This window comes from Alteromonas sp. ABM1_013, from assembly GCF_056160505.1.
Genome location: NZ_JBSWXH010000001.1, coordinates 756,275 through 775,039, shown reverse-complemented (window position 1 = coordinate 775,039; position 18,765 = coordinate 756,275). Strand labels below are relative to the sequence as shown.

Here is an 18,765-nt window from a genome sequence, read left to right as displayed (position 1 = left end):
GCCAGCTTTGTACGAAGCGGCATTTAAGTACACCAATAGAGCTAAAGAGTATGCAGAAGATATAAATAGGCCCCTAAAAAAACCAGAAATATAGATACTTAGCGACGGTATTCTGGAGGAATAGGCAAATCCCGTTTAAGTGGCTTAGGACGCTTCCCCTTCCCTGCCCTATGCGCTTTAAGCTGATAAACGTGTGCTAGCACCTGTGCTACCGCCATAAATAAGGCGTTCGGAATTTCATCGTCGACTTCTGTCGAATAAAAGATGGCACGAGCAAGTACAGGAGAAGGTATTAAGGGTACGTTATTGGCGGTAGCAATTTTTCTGATATGCATGGCCAATTCATCAGCCCCTTTTGCCACCACAACAGGTGCTCTTACGCCCTGTTCATCATACTTAATCGCTACTGAAAAGTGAGTCGGGTTGGTTACTACCACGTCTGCCTGAGGTACTTCCTGCATCATGCGCTTGGTTGCCGCCTGATACTGCAAGCGGCGAATTCGGCCTTTAACCATAGGGTCGCCTTCCGCATTTTTCCTTTCGTCTTTTACCTCTTGCTTGGTCATTTTCATTTCTTTGTTGTGCTTATACATTTGATAAGGCACATCAATGAGCGCGATAGGGATCATGCCGCACACCAAAATAAGAAACGCCCACTTAAGCATGTCGAGCGCGTGAAAGATGTTTCCCGGATATAGCTCCATATCTAAATGCAGCGCTTCATCTTCGAAGAACAGTAACGCTCCGATAGCCATACCAATTATGACCACCACTTTTGCAATAGACTTAAGTAACTCTACCAAGCCATTCGTGCCAAACATGCGTTTGAAGCCTTGAATGGGGCTCATTTTTGAACCCTTAGGTTTTGCACCTTCCCAGGTAAAGTTAAAACCGCCAAGCGCAATAGAACCATAGATACCCGCGATCATTGCTACGACCATGTATAGCACAACGGCAGGACCTACTGCCGAAAAGGCTTCACCCCATGCGCCAAACATGTGGGTAATATCATAGGTTTCGTCACGAGAGAGAATGAACATTCTCTGAGTAAGTTTAAAAACAGATTCAGCAATCCACCCGCCCACAAACAAGAACATAAAAGCACTGACGATAAGTACTAGGGTCGTAGAGAGTTCACGGGAACGAGCTAGCTGCCCTTTTTTTCGGGCATCTTCGAGTTTTTTCCCCGTGGGGTCTTCTGTTTTTTCGCTTGAATCTGCCATGTTTTCCTACGAACAAATATTCAATAGTTCACACATAAACTGTTCGGCTCTAAACCATTGGGTTTCGAAGTGTGCAGTAAAGTTATCAAGTGTTATCCAAATAATCAGTAATCCCATTACCTGAGCAATGGAAAAACCAATACTAAAAATGTTTAGCTGTGGTGCAGCTTTGGTCATTACGCCAAACGCCAAGTTCACGATAAGCAGCGAGACGATTGGCGCAAGGGAGAGGGTCACTGCCGATATAAACATCCAGCCGGCCCAATGGGCAATATCGCGGAACTGTTCACCGGTCCACCATGCTTCGCCTATAGGAAACGCCTCAAAGCTCATGACGATCATTTGTATCATGGACAAATGTCCATCCAAGGTCCAAAACAATAAGGTCGCTAGTATCAGATAAAACTGGCCGACTGCGGGCACGTTAATACCGTTTACCGGGTCAACGATTGACGCAAACCCCAAACCGGTTTGCATTGCTATAATTTGACCTGCAAGCACGAAGGTATTGAGTACCATCATTGATATAAAACCAATAGCAATGCCTATTAGCAACTGCTGAATAACGATTAAAAATGTGCCCACATCCACCATATTTTCTATGGGTGACGGGGGCACTACCGGCATGATAATGAGCGTGAGCATTATACCCAACAAGGCTCTTACCTGCGGCGGAATGGATTTAGCACTCAAGCCAATCATGGCCACGAATAAGCCGCTAATACGCATAAACGGCAGCAGCATGTCCGCAAGAAATTGATTGATGGTCGCGAGTTCGACTTCCACAGCTTTAGCCTTCTATCCCACAACTTGAGGGATCATATCAACCATTCTGAAAGTAAAGTCCATAAGCTTTTGCACCAACCAGTTTCCGCCCCAACTCAGCGCGAGAAGCGTAACAAGCAAGCGGGGCAAGAAACTCATGGTCTGTTCGTTGATACTGGTGGCTGCTTGAAAAACAGCAACAACTAGACCTACGATCAAGCTTGGAACAATCACCGCAGATACCAACACAATAACCATGAACATGGCTTCTCGCAGTATTTCTACAAAGACTTCTGGTGACATAAGCCCTCCTAGACGCCCATACCGAAGCTGGTCGCCAACGTTCCGAAAATTAGGTTCCAGCCATCAACCAATACGAATAGCATAAGTTTAAACGGCAAAGATACAATCATGGGAGAGAGCATCATCATACCCATGGCCATCAATATAGATGCGACCACCAAGTCAATTATGAGAAAAGGAATAAACAGCATAAAACCAATTTGAAACGCGGTTTTAAGCTCACTGGTTACAAATGCTGGAATGAGGATAGTTAGCGGTACTTCATTAGTATCGGCGTATTTTCCTTCATCTCCGGCTATTCGTACAAATGTTTCTAGGTCTTTTACCCGTGTTTGGGAAAGCATAAATGCGCGCATAGGACCTTTGGCTTGCTCTAACGCATCTAAGCTGGTGAGTTGCTCGTTAAGGTATGGCTGCAAGGCTCGCTCATTCACCTCTTCAAACACTGGCGCCATAATAAACATAGATAGAAACAAACTAACGCCAATTAATATCTGATTTGATGGTGATTGCTGTAAGCCAATAGCTTGGCGCAGAATAGACAGTACCACGATAATACGGGTGAACGAGGTCATCATCATGATAAACGCAGGGATAAGGCTTAGCGCTGTCATGATAAACAGCGCTTGAAGCGTCATTGTGTAATCTTGCGAACCATCTTGATTGGTTGTTACCGTTACTGCAGAAATCCCCTGCTGAGCATAAACAGGCTCCACAAGCAGCAATAATGGTAGTATGAAAAGTAGCCAGGCAAACTTACGCATCTTTCGACTCTTCCTTTTTTTCTTTTTCTAAGCTGGGGTTAAGCTTTCCAGCCATGGCAGCTACAAGCTTTTGTTTAAAAGCATCGGCACCATTTTGTTGCTCGCCTGTGGTTTTGTTCACACCTTTCACAGGCACATCTAGATTCTTATCTAATTTGCTTAAATGAGAGATGTTGTGACTGGTAACACCAATGAGGTGCTGCTCTTCACCTACCTGAATCACCATGATTTTTTCTTTTGTGCCAACAACCATGCTGGCCGCGACTTTCATTTGATTTCCACCCATCGCAGTGACATTAAATCGACGCATCACATAAGCGAGAGCGAAAATGACGCCAACAACGACAAGTAAAGAAAGAAAAATTGACAGTACCGACGTGGGATTGGTGATTGACTGGGTCGACTGTGCGACAGCTATCTGGCTAAATAAAAGGGGCAGCATTGCGCAACCCCTTACTTTATAAGAAGTTTTATCTGAGCTTCTTGATTCTCTCAATTTGACTAATAACATCCGTTAATCGAATACCGAATTTGTCGTTGACCACTACTACTTCGCCATGAGCAATCAACGTGCCATTAACTAATACATCTAGTGGCTCACCGGCAACACGATCCAGTTCCACCACAGAACCCTGGTTCAACTGTAGCAGATTTCGGATACTAATTTGACTACGACCGACTTCCATCGAAATAGTCACTGGAATATCTAGAATGGTATCTAGCTTTTTCTTCTCTTCTTGCGTAATTGGCGCATCATCTGTTAGCTCGTCAAGTTCAGCAACTTGTACGTCTTCGTTATCGCCAGCCTCTTGTTCCGCTTCAGATTCGGCTTGTTCGGCCATTGCCGCAGCCCAATCGTCCATACCGTCTTCACTCATGGGAACTCCCCTTTACCTTACAGGTCTTCTTCGAGTACTTGCAGTTCTGCGTCATTATCAATAATGCGCCCACCGCGGGTTAATAACTGTAGCTCAGACTTCACTGAAGTCGGTCTTGCAATCTTCTCTACAATTTTCAGCGCCAAATTGTCGCGACTGCGACCTAACTTAGCCCTGAACGTGGGTAAATCTTCAATTAACACTGTGATAGTTTCTGGCATCTCAACAGGGATGATATCGCCAGGTTTAAACTCCATCACATCGCGAAGCGGTACATCCACATCTAGCATATGCGTAGTTAACGCTACTTTAACGTCCATGATTTCATCACGAAGGGCCTTACTCCAACGTAAGTCTGTATCTTCTTTATCGCTTTGAACACCCGCATCAAGCAGTTCGCGAATTGGCTCTAGCATTGAGTATGGTAAAGACACGTGGAAGTCGCCACCGCCACCATCTAGCTCGATATGAAACGAGCTAATAACTACAACCTCGGTCGGGCTAACAATGTTCGCCATCGCAGGGTTAACTTCTGAGTCCAAATATTCAAACGACACATCCATGACCGGTGCCCAGGCTTCTTTATAATCTTCAAAGATTATTTTAAGCAGCATCTGGATAATACGGCGCTCGGTAGGCGTAAACTCTCGGCCCTCAATCTTCGCATGATAACGTCCATCACCGCCAAAGAAGTTGTCTACCAGAATAAATACCAAGCGGGCTTCCATGGTGATAAGTCCCGTGCCTTTAAGCGGACGGAAACGCACCATGTTCAAACTCGTTGGAACGAATAACGTGTGAATGTATTCGCCAAACTTGATCATCTGAATACCGTTAATCGATACTTCAGCTGATCGTCGCATCATGTTAAACAAACTCACACGCATGTGACGTGCGAAACGTTCATTAACGATTTCAAGCGTAGGCATACGCCCACGCACAATTCTGTCTTGCGAGGAGAAGTCGTACTCGAGCGTAGAAGCATCAGAGTCGCTACCGCCAACCTCTTCTTCTTCTACATCATCTACCCCGTGTAATAGGGCATCGATTTCATCTTGAGATAATAAATCACTCACCGTCTTCTACCTTACTTGGTCAATGCATTACTGCATGACGAACCCAGTAAACAATACGCGCTCAACTACATCGCTGCCCGTAATGTCTTTTAATGCTTTCTGCACTTCGGTTACCGCCTGCTCGCGAAGCTCAATTTTACCCGCTTCTGTGACCAAGTCGTCCGCATTTGACGTACTAAACGCCTGAAGTAATGTCCCTTCGATTAGCGGAATATGTGTTTTGGCCAGTTCTTCGTTGTCCGAACCACGCACAAGCAGCTGCACTTTTATCTGAACCAGTCGGTCTCTTCCCGAACCCGGCACGTTAAAAACGAAAGGTCTTGGCATAGCAACATAAAGTGCCGTACCTATTTCAGCGTTACCTGAACTCGCTGCCGGCGCGCTTGCAGCAGCTGCAGCTGCATCAGCTTCTGCCAATTCCTCGGCCGCAGGCTCATCGCCACCCGCGAAAAGCAAGAAATAAGCGGCAGCCCCGCCGCCTACAAGAACCACAGCGATAATGATGATCAACATCATTTTGCCTTTCTTCTTACCGCCTTCTTCTACCTGTAACTCTTCATCAGCCATGTGTAACTCATCAGTAATATTAAGAAAAAACGTATTATCAATGTTCCATCGCAAATGGCAATGCCATAATTCGTATCAACACAAGTCTGATACTGTAACAGCAGCCCTCAATTGCTAATGTTCGGCGTTACATCGTCCTGTTTAATCAGACGCCACCGAATACATCAAACATAGCAGTCTTAAAATAATCTCACCATGCTACCTATTGATAATAGTTATGCTTAATTTTAAGCGTAGAAATCAATTCCACCCTTGGCCGCCCGCGTCACTGATTGCTCAATAATCCGCGTTTCACCCATGTCGTCTAAACCGTCATTTTCTCCACGGTTTCCGGTGCCATTTCCTCTGCTATTATCGTTTGCAAGTTGCTGGCCATTTTCGTTACCTGACGAATTATCTTTTCTTACTTCAGCATCACCTAACTCAATGCCTTGATCAGAAAGCATATCTCGTAATTTAGGCATGGCATCGGCTAGCGCTTCCTTTGCTTGTTGAGATTGCACAACAAAGCTTACGCTTGCTGCGTCACCTGCAACGTTCACCCGAACCTGCATACTGCCCATTTCCGGCGGATCAAGTCGAATTTCAGCCATGGTATTGCGCGCGTTAACCATCCAGCGAATTTTTTCATTTAGCTGCTGCTGGCCTTCTGGCTTATGAATGTTGACCGCTTTATCAAAGCCTTCAAACTGCTGCTGAGATTTTGACGCTTCAGCGCGAAGCTGTGAGTTTTCTTGCATCACCGTATCGGTTTGTCCTACCAAACCTGCGATAGCTTGTTGCGCGCTGGCCTGTGTTTGCGTCATCAAGTTAAGAAACTGACTCGCCTGGCTATCGACCCTGGCAGTCATCGAAGCAATAACTTCGGTATTTACTGCTGCCTCTTTGGCGGCATCAGTCACAATAGCCGACAAATCAATGCCAGGCTCTCTACCTTGCTGAACTTGTTGCTGAAATTCATTAATACCGGCAATGATATTTGCCTTCACAGCTTGTTGTTGTGCACCACTTGGCATTACTGTAACTACACGTTCAGCAAATGCCTCGGTAGCTTTTTGTGCAGTTTGTGGGGAAAGTTCACTTAATGCAGTTAATAAGTCGCTTTGTGGATCACCGGTCATTTCAAAGCCATTGTTTGGAGGTATAGCACTTTGGATATTCATCACTGGTGCTTTGTCAGTTACCTTATTTTTGTCTGCCCCGTTAGTATTTACATCACCATTTTCCATACCTGCTCCGGCAATGGCTACTTCAGCGGCTATGTCAGTGGTTGCGTCAGAATACAATGCTTCTAACTGGGGGCTGGCTTCATCTGAAGATAATTGCTGTATCGCTTTAAGCTCATCAGATAACAGACTTAACACAACAGACTCATCTAATGCGTTTGTACTATTTGTCAGCGTTTTCCCTGCATCCTCGCCCAAGCTTCGCACTACATTGTTATCGCTTTCTTTTTGCTGCATGAGTTGTGCAATTAGCGCTGAAAGTTCACTGGCATTTGAATCTAACTTATCATTGGCAAGGATTTGCGATTGCTCAACGTTTGCTTCGCCGTTAGCACTATTTTGTTCGCTGTCGGCACTATCTTGTTCGCTGCCGGCACCACTCTGCTCACTTTCAGCGCCGAGCAGTAGTGCGGTTAAAGCACTCAGTGTTTGTTGTGCGTCAGTCGAAAGGGATTCTATGGCGATTTCGCCCTCTTTGCTGTCACCATTAAGCTGAGAAAGTAGATGCGCCATCACCGAGGGCGCGTCGCTGGCATCAACACCGTCTGGGATCTTCCAAAGCTTTCCGTTTTCTTTTACAGAAAGAACATTAACCGTCTCGTCCGAAGCTGCTGAAATACCATTAACTGTTCTGCTATCCGATCTTCCTTCAGTTTGCTCTTTATGAGCAGCCTTTCCAAAACGATCGGCTACGGTCTCTACATAAGCTACCCAGTCTGGTTCCTCATCAGTCTTGTCCGGCTTTCCATCAGGCGTACCTGGTGTGGTAATAACGCCTGCCTCAGCATCTTTTTTGCCACCTTCTCCAATAACAAACTGTGCTTCGGTTACCGCTTTTTGCTCAATATCACCTTCAGCGTCATCTGCTTTCAAACTGGTCTTTTCTTCACCGTCTGAGTTGCCATGCGCTTCTATAGCTTCGGCAATATCTTTTTGGGCAGTCGCAGCATTTTCTTCTTTTGTACTGGGCGCAGACTCTGCTGGATTGTCTGTCACTTTCTTATCAACAGGAAGATCGGTATGGCCCGCATCCCGGTCTTTTCCCTTCTTTACCGTTTCATTAGTAACTGAAGTATTAGCAGATGAGCTGGTCGAACGGCTTCTATCCCGAGACTGAGAGTTAAATGTCTCTTTGTCATTTAAAACAAAATCTGATTTGCTTGACTTTGCTTCCTGGTAAAGTCGATTAAATGCTTGGTTGTTTTCGCTATTCGCTTGCTGTTGCGTACCAATACCTGTTTCAACCGCTTTAGCTGTGCTAGAAGCAGAAAAAGGTAATGCGGCAATGTCTGTTTTATGTGCGGCAACTTGTTGCATATTGTCCTACCGTCCTACATTTATCTCGTCTTTCACCAAAAAGACGTTATGTGATGCGAATCAATCACTGGGCGTTATTTTTATACAGACCGAGAGAAGTAAATCGCAAACCCACCAACGCTTATCTAAATTTCAATCACTTAGCTCTACGCAGATAACCTTTATGGCTATCGTTTGGCATTAGGTTTTATGCTCGCTTTCGTTGAATTTCATACTTTGTAATAAGTGTAAAACTTCAAACAAACACTGTTAGAGCGTAATAACCATTGCATTAAAACTAAGGCGCGCTGTTACATTTCATATTGATTTAGCAAGGGTTGAGCCAAAGTGGCTTGAGAACATACTATTTATTAGAAAGGAGAGCGCTTAGCTCTGAAAAATCGTTGTGTGGCAAATTCATCCATCATGGCCTGCTCGGCTTTGGCTTCTTTTTTCTGTTCAGCCAATTTTTTCTTATCAAGCAACAAGGTAACGGCTTTGACTTTCTGCTGCTGCTTTAGCCATATTTGCTTGCGCTGGTCCGCTGCCATTTGTGCGCGAGCAATCACTTGCATTTGCTGTTCACACGCTTTATCTAATTTTCCAACAAAGGATAAGTGTTGTTGATAATAGGTAGCCGTAACGCCGGCTTGACCGGTTTGTTGAATACCTTTGATATAATCAATGCGATACTGCTCAAGGCTAGTTAGTTTTTGCTTTTGCTGATTAACGTTCTGCTGAGCCTGCTGGTAATACTGGGCTTCTCGCTGCTCTTTTTCTCGCTCAAACTCGGCTAGACGCTCTAGTTGTTTAGACATTTTTAGCGCCCTTACTCAAAAATTCTGACTTCTTCTTCAAGAGCGTTCTATTACTTTTTGCTAAAAAAGTCATCATCCCTGCCCTAACCCTTTGGCGAGGGCTGCCATACCTTCTAGGCATTCGTCATAAGGAATGACTTGCTTCATTCCTTGCTGCAACAAAGCATTGATAGCGGGCTCTGCACGAATGGCTAAATCTATACGTGGGTCTGACCCTTTAGCATAAGCGCCAATAGAAATAAGGTCTTGGTTTTGTTTGTAGTTTGAGTAAACCTGGCGAATACGACGAGCCATAAGTTGATGCTCTTCACTAACAACCATAGGCATTACACGGCTTATCGACGCTTCAATATCAATTGCGGGGTAATGACCGCTATCAGCAAGGGTTCGAGATAAGACCACGTGACCGTCTAAAATTGCACGAGCAGCATCTGCTATGGGGTCTTGCAAATCGTCCCCTTCGGTGAGTACCGTATAAAAGGCAGTGATAGAGCCTTGACGCTCGCTGCCATTACCAGCTCGTTCAACTAATGCAGGTAGCCGAGCAAACACAGATGGCGGATAGCCTTTTGTTGCAGGAGGTTCCCCTACCGCTAGCGCAATTTCGCGCTGCGCCATGGCATAACGGGTTAAGGAATCAATGAGCAACAGCACTTTCATGCCTTTATCGCGAAAATATTCAGCAATGGTGACTGCAGTTTCACAACCCTTTAAGCGCATAAGCGGTGAAGTATCAGCAGGTGCAGCCACTACAACTGCACGTTTGCGCTCTTCTTCTGTTAGGATTTCATGAATAAATTCTTTTACTTCTCGGCCACGCTCTCCGACAAGCCCTACAACAACCACATCGGCTTCACAGCCCCGGGTCATCATGCCCAATAACACACTTTTACCTACCCCACTTCCTGCGAAAAGCCCCATACGCTGACCTACACCAACCGTATTGAGTGCGTTAATGGCGCGTACGCCGACATCCATAGGTGCGTTTATTGGCCGGCGAATAAGCGGGTTCATTGGCGGTCTAGTTGTTGGCGCCCGGGCTTCGGCATTTATCTCACCTAAACCGTCAAGGGGCTGACCATTGCCATCTACCACACGCCCTAAAAGCCCCATACCTACTGGCAAACCACTTTGTCGGTTTAACGGCATCACGCGGCTTCCAGGCACAATACCGCGCACCGCTTCGGTGGGCATTAAATAGGTTATATCATCGCCAAAACCAACCACTTCAGCTTCTATTTCACCTTCTATAGTTTGCACTAAACACTGACTACCAACGGGTAGCTGACACCCCACCGCTTCGAGAGTTAAACCGATACCACGAACTAACTTGCCGGCAGCAACAACCGGCGGAGAAGAAACCTGTTTTGTGAGGGATTCAAAATGCGAATGCCAAGGGCTAGTCATCTGACAAACCTTGGTTTAGTAAAAATTTATCTATAACGTTACGACACCGGCGCTCAACAGACACATCTACAGCGTTTTGTGCAGTGGTAATATCGCAACCGCCACGTTCCATTGCTGGGGCTTCAACCAAACTCCACCCTTTTTTGGCAATTTCTTCGTCGCCGAAATGCGCTTTTACCAATTCAATATCGTCTGGGTTCATGTGAATTTGATAGTCTGCTTGATTAATGGGTAACGCCTTAATGCCTTCGCTTAACGCTTGAAGTATCACCTGTTGGTTAGTGCTAACTTCTGTTTTAATCACAGCTTTTGCAAGTGTTACGGCAAGTTTAACCAACTGGTCACGGGTTTCATCGTTAGCTTGCGATAGTGGGTCGTGGAATTTTTCAGCAAGCATTTGCCACACTTCGGCTTGGGTTGCCATTTGCTGGCGACCTTCTTCTAAACCTTGTTCCAAACCTTCGTTATGACCTTGCTCTTTACCTTCGGCCAAGCCTGTTTCAAGACCTTCAGCTTTACCTTCTTCAAAACCTTTTTCCTTGCCTTCCTGAAAACCTTCATCATAGGCAGCCTGGCGAATAGCTTCTATCTCTTCAGCAGTAGGAGGCTTGATTTCTTCTTCAACTTCAGGGGGCTCATACTTCCAATCTGACCGTATGTTCAGTGCATTGGTTGTCTCGTCTTTTTTAGATGCCCTTGGATCATCGACAAAAGGTAGATCCCACGCTTTAGCTTCGTTTATTTCGTTTTCACTGAAATTTTTATTACCAGACATGTTTTTTACCAGAGACGTTTTATTACGAGGCTATTTATTACAAGGCTCTTTATTACAAAGTTCTTTATTACGAGACTTGGTTCTACCTCAGCTACAGCGCTAAGGGCATCAGAGCGCTTACAAGAACTCTTCACCGCCACCGCCGCCAAGCATGATTTCACCTGAGTCAGAAAGTCGACGGGCAACAGAAAGAATTTCTTTTTGTGCGGTTTCCACTTCACTGATACGAACAGGGCCAAGAGCTTCCAAGTCATCGCCAAGCATTTCAGCAGCACGCTTAGACATATTGCGCATAATTTTATCTTTAAGCTCTTCGTCTGCACCCTTAATGGCCTTAAGCAGCGCATCTTGCTGCACTTCGCGCAATATTGCCTGAATGCCTTTGTCGTCTACATCGACCAAATTGTCGAAGACAAACATAAGGTCCTGAATTTGCTGACTCATCTCTTCGTCTTGCTCGCGAATAGCGTCCATTAGCTGGCCTTCTATCGCGGTATCCAAGTAGTTCATGATGTTCGCCGCAGACTTCAAGCCGCCCATTTTCGCCGCTTGCGTTCCCGCTTGACCAGCGAACTGCTTCTCCATAATTTCGTTTAGTTCTTGCAATGCTGCTGGCTGAACCTCTTCTAGATTCGCAATACGCATCAACAGATCAAGACGTACTTTTTCTGGGAATTGCGCCAAAATTTCAGCGCTTTGCTCAGGCTCTAGATAAGACAGTACAATGGTTTGGATCTGCGGGTGTTCGTTACGAATAATGCTCGCCACCTGCTTAGAGTCCATCCATTTCAGTGAATCTAGACCTTTTGCGCCACTGCCCATTAGGATCTGATCGATTAGGTTTGCCGCCTTATCTTCACCTAAGGCCGCAGTTAGCGCTCGTTTAACAAAGTCTTGGCTCTGGAAGCCAATAGTGCTGTAGTTCTGAATCTCTTCAATGAAGTGTTTGTGAACTGACGTAATTTTGGTTTGCGTCATATCGTCCACTTTCGCCATTTCAGAACCCAGCTTTTGCACTTGTTTTGGTTCAAGGTGCTTTAATATCTGCGCCGCATCTTCTTCAGATAAGCTAAGTAGTAAGATGGCAGCTTTTTCTACGCCTTCTAATTTACTGACGTCGTATGACGGTTCTTCAACATTGGCAAGTTCTTCAGCCATAATCTTATCTCACTACTCGTCTTGCATTAACCAGCCCTTAACTACCTGGGCTGATAATTCTGGTTCATTGGCCACTAGGGCACGTACGGCTTTAAGTACATCTTCGTCTTTGTGCAAGTCAGGTAGCATAAGTGAGCCATCTGGCGCAAAGCCTACCTGTCCTTCGTCAAAGTCAGACGTTAACATGCTAATTGTGTCATCGCCTAAGTCTAAGCCTTCATCAGCATCAAATTCATCTGCCTCGTTAGACTCATCTGGGTTGATAAGACGACGCAGCATAGGTCGAATCACAAAGATGATAAGTACTATTATAACCAAGCCACCAACAACTAGCTTAAGAATTGGCAGAAAACCAGGCTGTTCCCACAAAGGCGCATCTTCAATTTCGCCTGCATCCATACGAGTAAAGGGTACGCTAACCACTTCTAGCGAATCGCCGCGGGTAACGTCAAAGCCAATACCGCCCTGCAATAGTCTGCGAATATTAAGAATTTCTTCTTGTTTACGCGGCGTCGGTGTCATCGCGCCGTCTTCACCCGCAACTTGGGTGTAGTCTACGGCAACCGACACACTCAACCTGCGGATAACCCCTGTCTGTTTCTTGGTATGACTGATAGTGGTATCAAGTTCGTAGTTGCGTGTTGATTCTTTCGCTGTGCGGCCAGGCATAGTTTGCTGACTACCGCCCACGGCATTTTCTGGAATATTAGAATCTAACGGAGGCTGATTAGATAATGCACCTGGAATACCACCCACGCCGCCACCCACGCTGTTCTCTTCGACGATCATTTCACTGCGAACCGCAGGTAAATCTGGGTTGTAGCTGCGCTGGGTTTGCTCCATCGCCGTGAAGTCCATTGTAACGTCAGCTTGCGCCGTGTAGTTACCTATGCCCAAAACTGGAATCAATATAGCGTCAATTTTTTCTAAATACTCTTGCTCGCGCTGGCGTTCAATTTCGTACTCTTTTCTGGCACGGGCACTCATTGAATCTTGCGAGCCTGAGTTGAGCAGACGACCGTTGCTGTCAGTTACCGTTACTTTAGACGGCTCCATGTTTTGTACGGCAGACGCCACGATATCAACGACCGCATCAACCTCTTCACCAGCAATAACGGCACCGCGCTTAGCCGTTAGCACAACGGTTGCCGACGCTTTTTTCTCTCTTCGCGCAAAAACGTTCTCTTTAGGCATAGCTAGCAAGACACGGGCTTTTTGAATACTTGCGATATCTTCGATGGTAGCCGCAATTTGTTGCTCGCGGGCGTGTTTTAAACGTTCCATTTCAACACGCTGGCTTACACCAAAACCCATATCCTGCATAATGATATCGGTACCGGCATCAGAGGCCTTAGTTAACCCTTGGCGGGTCATGCCTAAACGGATGTTTTGGAATTCGTCACTTCTTACATAAACAGTATTGCCTTCAAGCTTATAATCGATTTGATTCGCATCCATATAATCTAGGGTTTCGATAAGCTCTTGGGTCTCCATCTTAGCAAGGGGACGATAGTCAGGCTCTTGTGACCAAATAAGAATGAAGATAGCAATGGCCACACAAATGACCAAAACAACCACAAGGGCCATTTGGCGCATCATATCTGCGCTACCTAACGTATCCATGAAACCAGATTTATTCTCTGGCTCATTGTCCGCTGTTTGATTTTGATCAGGAACCGTAAGGTTTGTACCTGTTGCTTCAGCCATAACCTACTCCACCTAGACCGGCATGTTCATTATTGTTTTATAGGCTTCAAGTACTTTGTTACGTACCTGAACAGTCGCTTCAAACGCAATGCCTGCCTTTTCTTTTGTCAACATGACTTGGGCTAAGCTCAAACTTGGGTCGCCCATTTCAAAGCGCTGTTGAGCATCTTTTGACTCAAGCTGCATACCGTTTACACCATCTACCGCGTTCTTAAGCATGGTCGAGAATTCGCTTGCCGAGCTATTAACTTCACTAAGCGGCTGTTGCTGAGGCTCGTTAACTTGAAGACGAGTTTGCCCAATCATGTTCTGCATTTCTTGATACAAACTATTGGCTTTAACGTCCATAACCACTCCTAGCGTTTCTTTGAAAACCGCCTGAACACCGGCGAATACATAATCTATAAGAGTGATCTAGCAAAGGTCTTGCCAACTTTAAAAAACCTTAAATTTCAATACGATAACAACCAAATGAGAGGGTAAGCCAAATTTATGGCGTTTGATTTGAAGGGAGTAACAAAAAACCGCCGCCTTCTTTACTTCAGAGGCGACGGATAACGGGGATGAAACGAGAGATCCAAAACAGCAGTATTATGCTGGTACTTCAATACCATCTTCACGCATACGCGCTAGTTTATAACGAAGGGTACGAGGGCTTATACCTAGCTTTTCTGCTACGTCTTTGCGCTTACCATTACAAGATACCAAGGTATCAAGAATAATTTGGTGCTCCTGATAACGAAGCTCTGAGCCCAATTTGTTATCTTCAACCGGCTCTTGTGCAACTTCAAGCGGGGCCGACATGTCTTCGTCAATCATTAAATCGCCGGCATCTATTTCATTGTTTTCGCAAAGAATAAGCGCGCGTTGAACCACGTTCTCCAATTCTCGAACGTTTCCTGGCCAGCTATATTGCGACAATTTATTGCGCGCAGCAGCACTTAATCTGATGGTACCCAAACCCTGTGAACTGGCGTGACGCTGAACAAGATGCTCGGCAAGCGGAACAATGTCTCCTGGGCGTTCCGATAGCGGGCGCCATTCAATAGGAAATACGTTTAAGCGGTAGTATAAGTCTTCTCTGAATTCGCCGGCATCTACTGCTTTTCTTAAATCTCGGTTACTCGTGGCAATAACTCGAACATTAAGTTTAACGGTTTTACGTCCACCAAGGCGCTCTACTTCACGCTCTTGTAACACACGCAGTAATTTAGCCTGCAGTGCCAAATCCATCTCAGTTATTTCATCAAGTAACAGGGTGCCGTCTTGGGCTTGTTCGAACTTACCCGGACAGGCCTGAATAGCACCGGTAAAAGCCCCTTTCTCGTAACCAAACAAAGTCGCTTCCAACATATTTTCTGGAATAGCAGCACAGTTGATGGCAACAAAAGGCGCATCGCTTCGCGGTGACTGGTCGTGAATATAGCGAGACAGCACTTCTTTACCCGACCCGCTTGGCCCCATCACCATAACGGTAGCTTCAGACTTCGCAACTTTCCGCGAAAGCTCAAGTAACTTCAAACTTGAAGGGTCAGCTACGATTGGCGTACGTGATTCAATTTTTTGTGCAGGGGCGTAGCGCCCCACTAAGTTTAGCAATACTTCTGGCGCAAAAGGCTTTGAAAGGTAGTCCGTTGCGCCATCGCGCATCGCCTGAACCGCATCATCAATGGTGGCGTAGGCCGTCATTAACAGCACAGGCATATTAGGGTATTTAGCTTTAATGCTTTTTAGCAACGTTAAGCCACTCATTTCGCCCATTTGTATATCGCTAACCACTAGGTCTACATTCTGAGACGACAGCATCATTAACGCTTCTTCTGCACAATCAGCTGCAATCACGTTGTAGTTACCTAATAACAGGGTGTCTAGGAGCGCCTCGCGTAAACCCGCGTCATCTTCAACAATTAGTATGGTAGTTTTAGACATTATTCTCTCCTATGACTTACGCGACATGAGTCAATGTTTGTGAGGTTTTAGCATTCGCTGAGCACGGTAATGACACGCTAAAGCAGGCACCGCCCTCGGGTACGTCAATTACATTGAGTGCGCCGCTATGCGCACTTACCACCGACTTCACCACAGCAAGACCCAAACCGGTACCGTGAGTTTTAGTTGTAAAAAAGGGTTCAAAGATTTTGGTTTTTAACCGTTCTGGTACACCTGGGCCTTTATCAATAACTGAAACATGTAAACGCTGATCGCTTACCGATGCCTGGACATGTACACACTCACCTTTCGGGGTGACTTGGCTTGCATTATGTATGAGATTTAACAATGCCCCCTGAAGAGCAGTTAAATTCCCAGTTATTGCTGCGTTTTGCTCAAAACCTGAAAACGTTAGCTTTTGCTGCGCTTGAGCCGTCATGCTTTGAGCATTCCCCTCAATGGCACCGAATAATTCAGCGAGACTAATTTTGCTTACCACTTGCTCTTCGCCAGATTTAGCAAAAAGCAGCATGTCATTAACCTGGCTTTCCAGCTCTTTAAGCCTGTCTGTTAGTTTGTTCGCAAATTGTGTTTGTGCTTCTTCCCCTAACCCTTTACGCGTTAAGTTTGACGCATAAAGCATGGCTGCAGAAAGTGGAGTTCTGATTTGATGGGCCAGGGATGCCACCATTTTTCCAAGAGAAGACAACCGTTGCATGTGGCTAACCCGAGCTTGCAGCTGACGGGTTTCAGTTAGGTCTGTGATAACAATTAGCTGACCTGGCTCGTTGTCTAGTGGGGTAATTGAAAGCTTCACTCGTCTACCATCAACCAGCGATACTTCATGACCATCGTCTGCGCGAGGCTTGAAAGAGCGAGTAATAATACTGCGCCACACTTCCTCTTCCAGCGGTTCGCCTAACAATGCTTTTGCCTGCTCGTTGGCTTGGCGAACAATGCCCTTTCCATCAATAACAATAACACCCGCTGGCATCACTTGAAGTAAATGTTCGAGTCGACTCGCCTGCAATCTCAGTGATTCAATATCATCATTTTGCGACGTTTGATAATCATCTTGAGATACCGCCGAGCCGCCGTTAAGTGCATAGGCAGATGCGAAATACTCTGTAGATTGTTGTGTGCTGTCGAAAGCCATATTATCCTCGTCAAATTGCAGACGCTGTTTAACTATGGCTTAGATAAAGCAGAAGATATGCCAACTTTATATTGGCTTATTTATCAGTAGGATATATGGTATTTTCAAAGAAAAGCGTAACGTCAATTAGCTGACATTACGCTTCTTCAGTACGCTGGATATCGTATTTCCGCATTTTTTCAACGAGCGTGGTTCTGCGCATTCCAAGCTTGTCGGCGGCACGTGCTACTACCCAATCTTGGTTTTCCAGGGCTTGTTTTATGAGATTCACTTCGAGCTCAGAAAGGTACTCTTTAAGGTTAACACCTTCTGCAGGTAACGAGGACGACACCATACCGTTTAGGCCGTCGTGACTCTGCTGGCTAACGTCTTCTTCTGGCTCTTGCGCTGCAGCCTCGGCAAATAGTTCATTAAAGGCTTCACGCTCAAGCATTTCTTCGGGGTAGTCTGGCTCGTAAGCCTGAACATCACCGTACTGATACTTTTCCGGTAAATCAGCAATATCAACAATCTGCCCAGGGTAAAGAATTGTTAATCGCTCAACTAAATTTGAGAGTTCACGAACGTTCCCCGCCCACTCATGCTCCATTAGCGACGCAATGGCTTGCTCGGTAAAACGCACGCTTTCAACGCCATCCCCTTGAATTCGGCTATTCAATTCCTGAAGTAATAAGGGAATATCGTCTTTTCTTTGTCGAAGCGCAGGGCTGTCGATTGGGAAAACGTTGAGTCGGTAGTACAAGTCTTCTCGAAACTTGTCTTCGCTGATCATGGTTTCCAAGTTGCGGTGCGTTGCCGCTATAATACGCACGTTGCATTGAAGGGGCTTATTCCCGCCTACGCGCTCAAACATACGTTCTTGCAACACACGTAATAACTTAACCTGCATTTGAAGGGGCATATCACCGATTTCGTCGAGAAATAATGTGCCGCCCTCGGCTAACTCAAAGCGGCCTTTACGTGCACTGATAGCGCCTGTGAAAGCGCCTTTCTCGTGACCAAACAATTCGCTCTCTAAAAGCTCGCCGGGAATAGCGCCGCAATTTACTGGAATGAATGGACCGTCTTTACGTTCAGATAAGAAGTGAACATTGCGCGCAACCACTTCTTTACCGGTTCCAGACTCACCTAAAATCAACACGGTGGCATCGGTAGGCGCGACTTGCTCAACTAAGCGCCGCACAATTTGGATTTGCTCACTTTTACCAATTAGGCTTCTAAATAACCGCGTTTTTGTACCTGCCGCTCGAGATAAGCCTGGTTTACGTCGAGAGTATTCTTGGCAACGATGTATAGCCTGCGTTAAAACAGGGTACGTTAACGGTGTTGCAATAACACTAACCAGATTACAGCCTGCAGACGCCTGTGTATTACTTTCAACTAAAGCGACAAACGGTATGTGTGGAAACTTTTCTACCAGATTACTTACAGCAGTGGGCGAGCGGTACTCGATAAGCACGGCGTCTGCACCACTTTCATGGAGGTATCGCTCGCATTCACTGAAGCCTCGTGACTGGCACGACTCTCCCATGAAGGTAACGATAGTTTCCAAGTTTTGAATAAGTTCCTGATTATCACTAATCAGCAAAATGTTCTTCATCAATTCCCCGAGAACGCTTTGTTATTATTTACAGTTTAGCGCATTTCTAAATTGTAACGACAAAAGATCGGAGCGCAACCGCTGTTTTGGGAAATATATCAATAAAAAAAGCAGGTT

The 18,765-nt window shown here is 45.7% G+C and carries 18 protein-coding genes; all 18 read right to left on the bottom strand.

The features are described from left to right. Positions 1-98: 98 nt before the first annotated feature. Positions 99-1,223, bottom strand: coding sequence for a flagellar biosynthesis protein FlhB (gene flhB / locus ACXAGK_RS03260; RefSeq protein ID WP_474854071.1), 1,125 nt, complete (start codon positions 1,221-1,223; stop codon positions 99-101). Between the two features lie 6 nt (positions 1,224-1,229). Then, positions 1,230-2,009 (bottom strand): flagellar biosynthetic protein FliR, encoded by a 780-nt coding sequence (gene fliR / locus ACXAGK_RS03255; protein ID WP_474854069.1) that lies wholly within the window; start codon positions 2,007-2,009, stop codon positions 1,230-1,232. Positions 2,010-2,021: 12 nt separating this feature from the next. Next, complete coding sequence (gene fliQ, locus ACXAGK_RS03250; RefSeq protein WP_474809266.1) at positions 2,022-2,291, bottom strand: flagellar biosynthesis protein FliQ; 270 nt, start codon at positions 2,289-2,291, stop codon at positions 2,022-2,024. An 8-nt stretch (positions 2,292-2,299) separates the two neighbouring features. Continuing rightward, positions 2,300-3,055, bottom strand: coding sequence for a flagellar type III secretion system pore protein FliP (fliP, locus tag ACXAGK_RS03245; RefSeq protein ID WP_474854067.1), 756 nt, complete (start codon positions 3,053-3,055; stop codon positions 2,300-2,302). After that, the gene (gene fliO, locus ACXAGK_RS03240) at positions 3,048-3,497 is read right to left on the bottom strand and encodes a flagellar biosynthetic protein FliO (protein ID WP_474854065.1); all 450 of its coding nucleotides are present in this window, start codon (positions 3,495-3,497) and stop codon (positions 3,048-3,050) included. Before fliO ends, fliP begins: the two co-directional genes overlap by 8 nt. A 28-nt stretch (positions 3,498-3,525) precedes the next feature. Continuing rightward, the gene (gene fliN / locus ACXAGK_RS03235; protein WP_014948639.1) at positions 3,526-3,933 is read right to left on the bottom strand and encodes a flagellar motor switch protein FliN; all 408 of its coding nucleotides are present in this window, start codon (positions 3,931-3,933) and stop codon (positions 3,526-3,528) included. 17 nt (positions 3,934-3,950) lie between these two features. Further along, a complete protein-coding gene (fliM, locus tag ACXAGK_RS03230; RefSeq protein ID WP_014948638.1) occupies positions 3,951-5,009 on the bottom strand; it encodes a flagellar motor switch protein FliM in 1,059 nt (352 codons plus the stop codon). Positions 5,010-5,036: 27 nt separating this feature from the next. Next, positions 5,037-5,576 carry a flagellar basal body-associated protein FliL gene (gene fliL, locus ACXAGK_RS03225; protein WP_474854063.1) on the bottom strand — a complete coding sequence of 180 codons (540 nt, stop codon included), beginning with the start codon at positions 5,574-5,576 and terminating at the stop codon, positions 5,037-5,039. A 227-nt stretch (positions 5,577-5,803) separates the two neighbouring features. Beyond that, positions 5,804-8,119 carry a flagellar hook-length control protein FliK gene (locus tag ACXAGK_RS03220; RefSeq protein WP_474854061.1) on the bottom strand — a complete coding sequence of 772 codons (2,316 nt, stop codon included), beginning with the start codon at positions 8,117-8,119 and terminating at the stop codon, positions 5,804-5,806. A gap of 350 nt (positions 8,120-8,469) precedes the next feature. Continuing rightward, a complete protein-coding gene (gene fliJ, locus ACXAGK_RS03215) occupies positions 8,470-8,916 on the bottom strand; it encodes a flagellar export protein FliJ (RefSeq protein WP_474831522.1) in 447 nt (148 codons plus the stop codon). 72 nt (positions 8,917-8,988) lie between these two features. Beyond that, positions 8,989-10,323 (bottom strand): flagellar protein export ATPase FliI, encoded by a 1,335-nt coding sequence (gene fliI / locus ACXAGK_RS03210; RefSeq protein WP_474835006.1) that lies wholly within the window; start codon positions 10,321-10,323, stop codon positions 8,989-8,991. Continuing rightward, entirely contained in the window at positions 10,316-11,098 is a 783-nt protein-coding gene (gene fliH / locus ACXAGK_RS03205) for a flagellar assembly protein FliH (protein WP_474854059.1), read from the bottom strand. The genes fliI and fliH overlap by 8 nt, the downstream gene beginning before the upstream one ends. Before the next feature lie 117 nt (positions 11,099-11,215). Then, positions 11,216-12,256: a flagellar motor switch protein FliG gene (gene fliG / locus ACXAGK_RS03200; RefSeq protein WP_025254367.1), complete on the bottom strand. Its 1,041-nt coding sequence runs from the start codon at positions 12,254-12,256 to the stop codon at positions 11,216-11,218. Between the two features lie 12 nt (positions 12,257-12,268). Continuing rightward, positions 12,269-13,963, bottom strand: a complete 1,695-nt coding sequence (fliF, locus tag ACXAGK_RS03195; RefSeq protein WP_474854057.1) for a flagellar basal-body MS-ring/collar protein FliF — start codon at positions 13,961-13,963, stop codon at positions 12,269-12,271. Between the two features lie 12 nt (positions 13,964-13,975). Beyond that, positions 13,976-14,311, bottom strand: coding sequence for a flagellar hook-basal body complex protein FliE (fliE, locus tag ACXAGK_RS03190; RefSeq protein ID WP_474808213.1), 336 nt, complete (start codon positions 14,309-14,311; stop codon positions 13,976-13,978). Positions 14,312-14,554: 243 nt separating this feature from the next. Then, entirely contained in the window at positions 14,555-15,892 is a 1,338-nt protein-coding gene (locus ACXAGK_RS03185) for a sigma-54-dependent transcriptional regulator (RefSeq protein WP_474854054.1), read from the bottom strand. Positions 15,893-15,908: 16 nt separating this feature from the next. Beyond that, complete coding sequence (locus ACXAGK_RS03180) at positions 15,909-17,048, bottom strand: sensor histidine kinase (protein WP_474854052.1); 1,140 nt, start codon at positions 17,046-17,048, stop codon at positions 15,909-15,911. Between the two features lie 136 nt (positions 17,049-17,184). Beyond that, entirely contained in the window at positions 17,185-18,648 is a 1,464-nt protein-coding gene (locus ACXAGK_RS03175) for a sigma-54 dependent transcriptional regulator (RefSeq protein ID WP_474854050.1), read from the bottom strand. Positions 18,649-18,765: the final 117 nt, after the last annotated feature.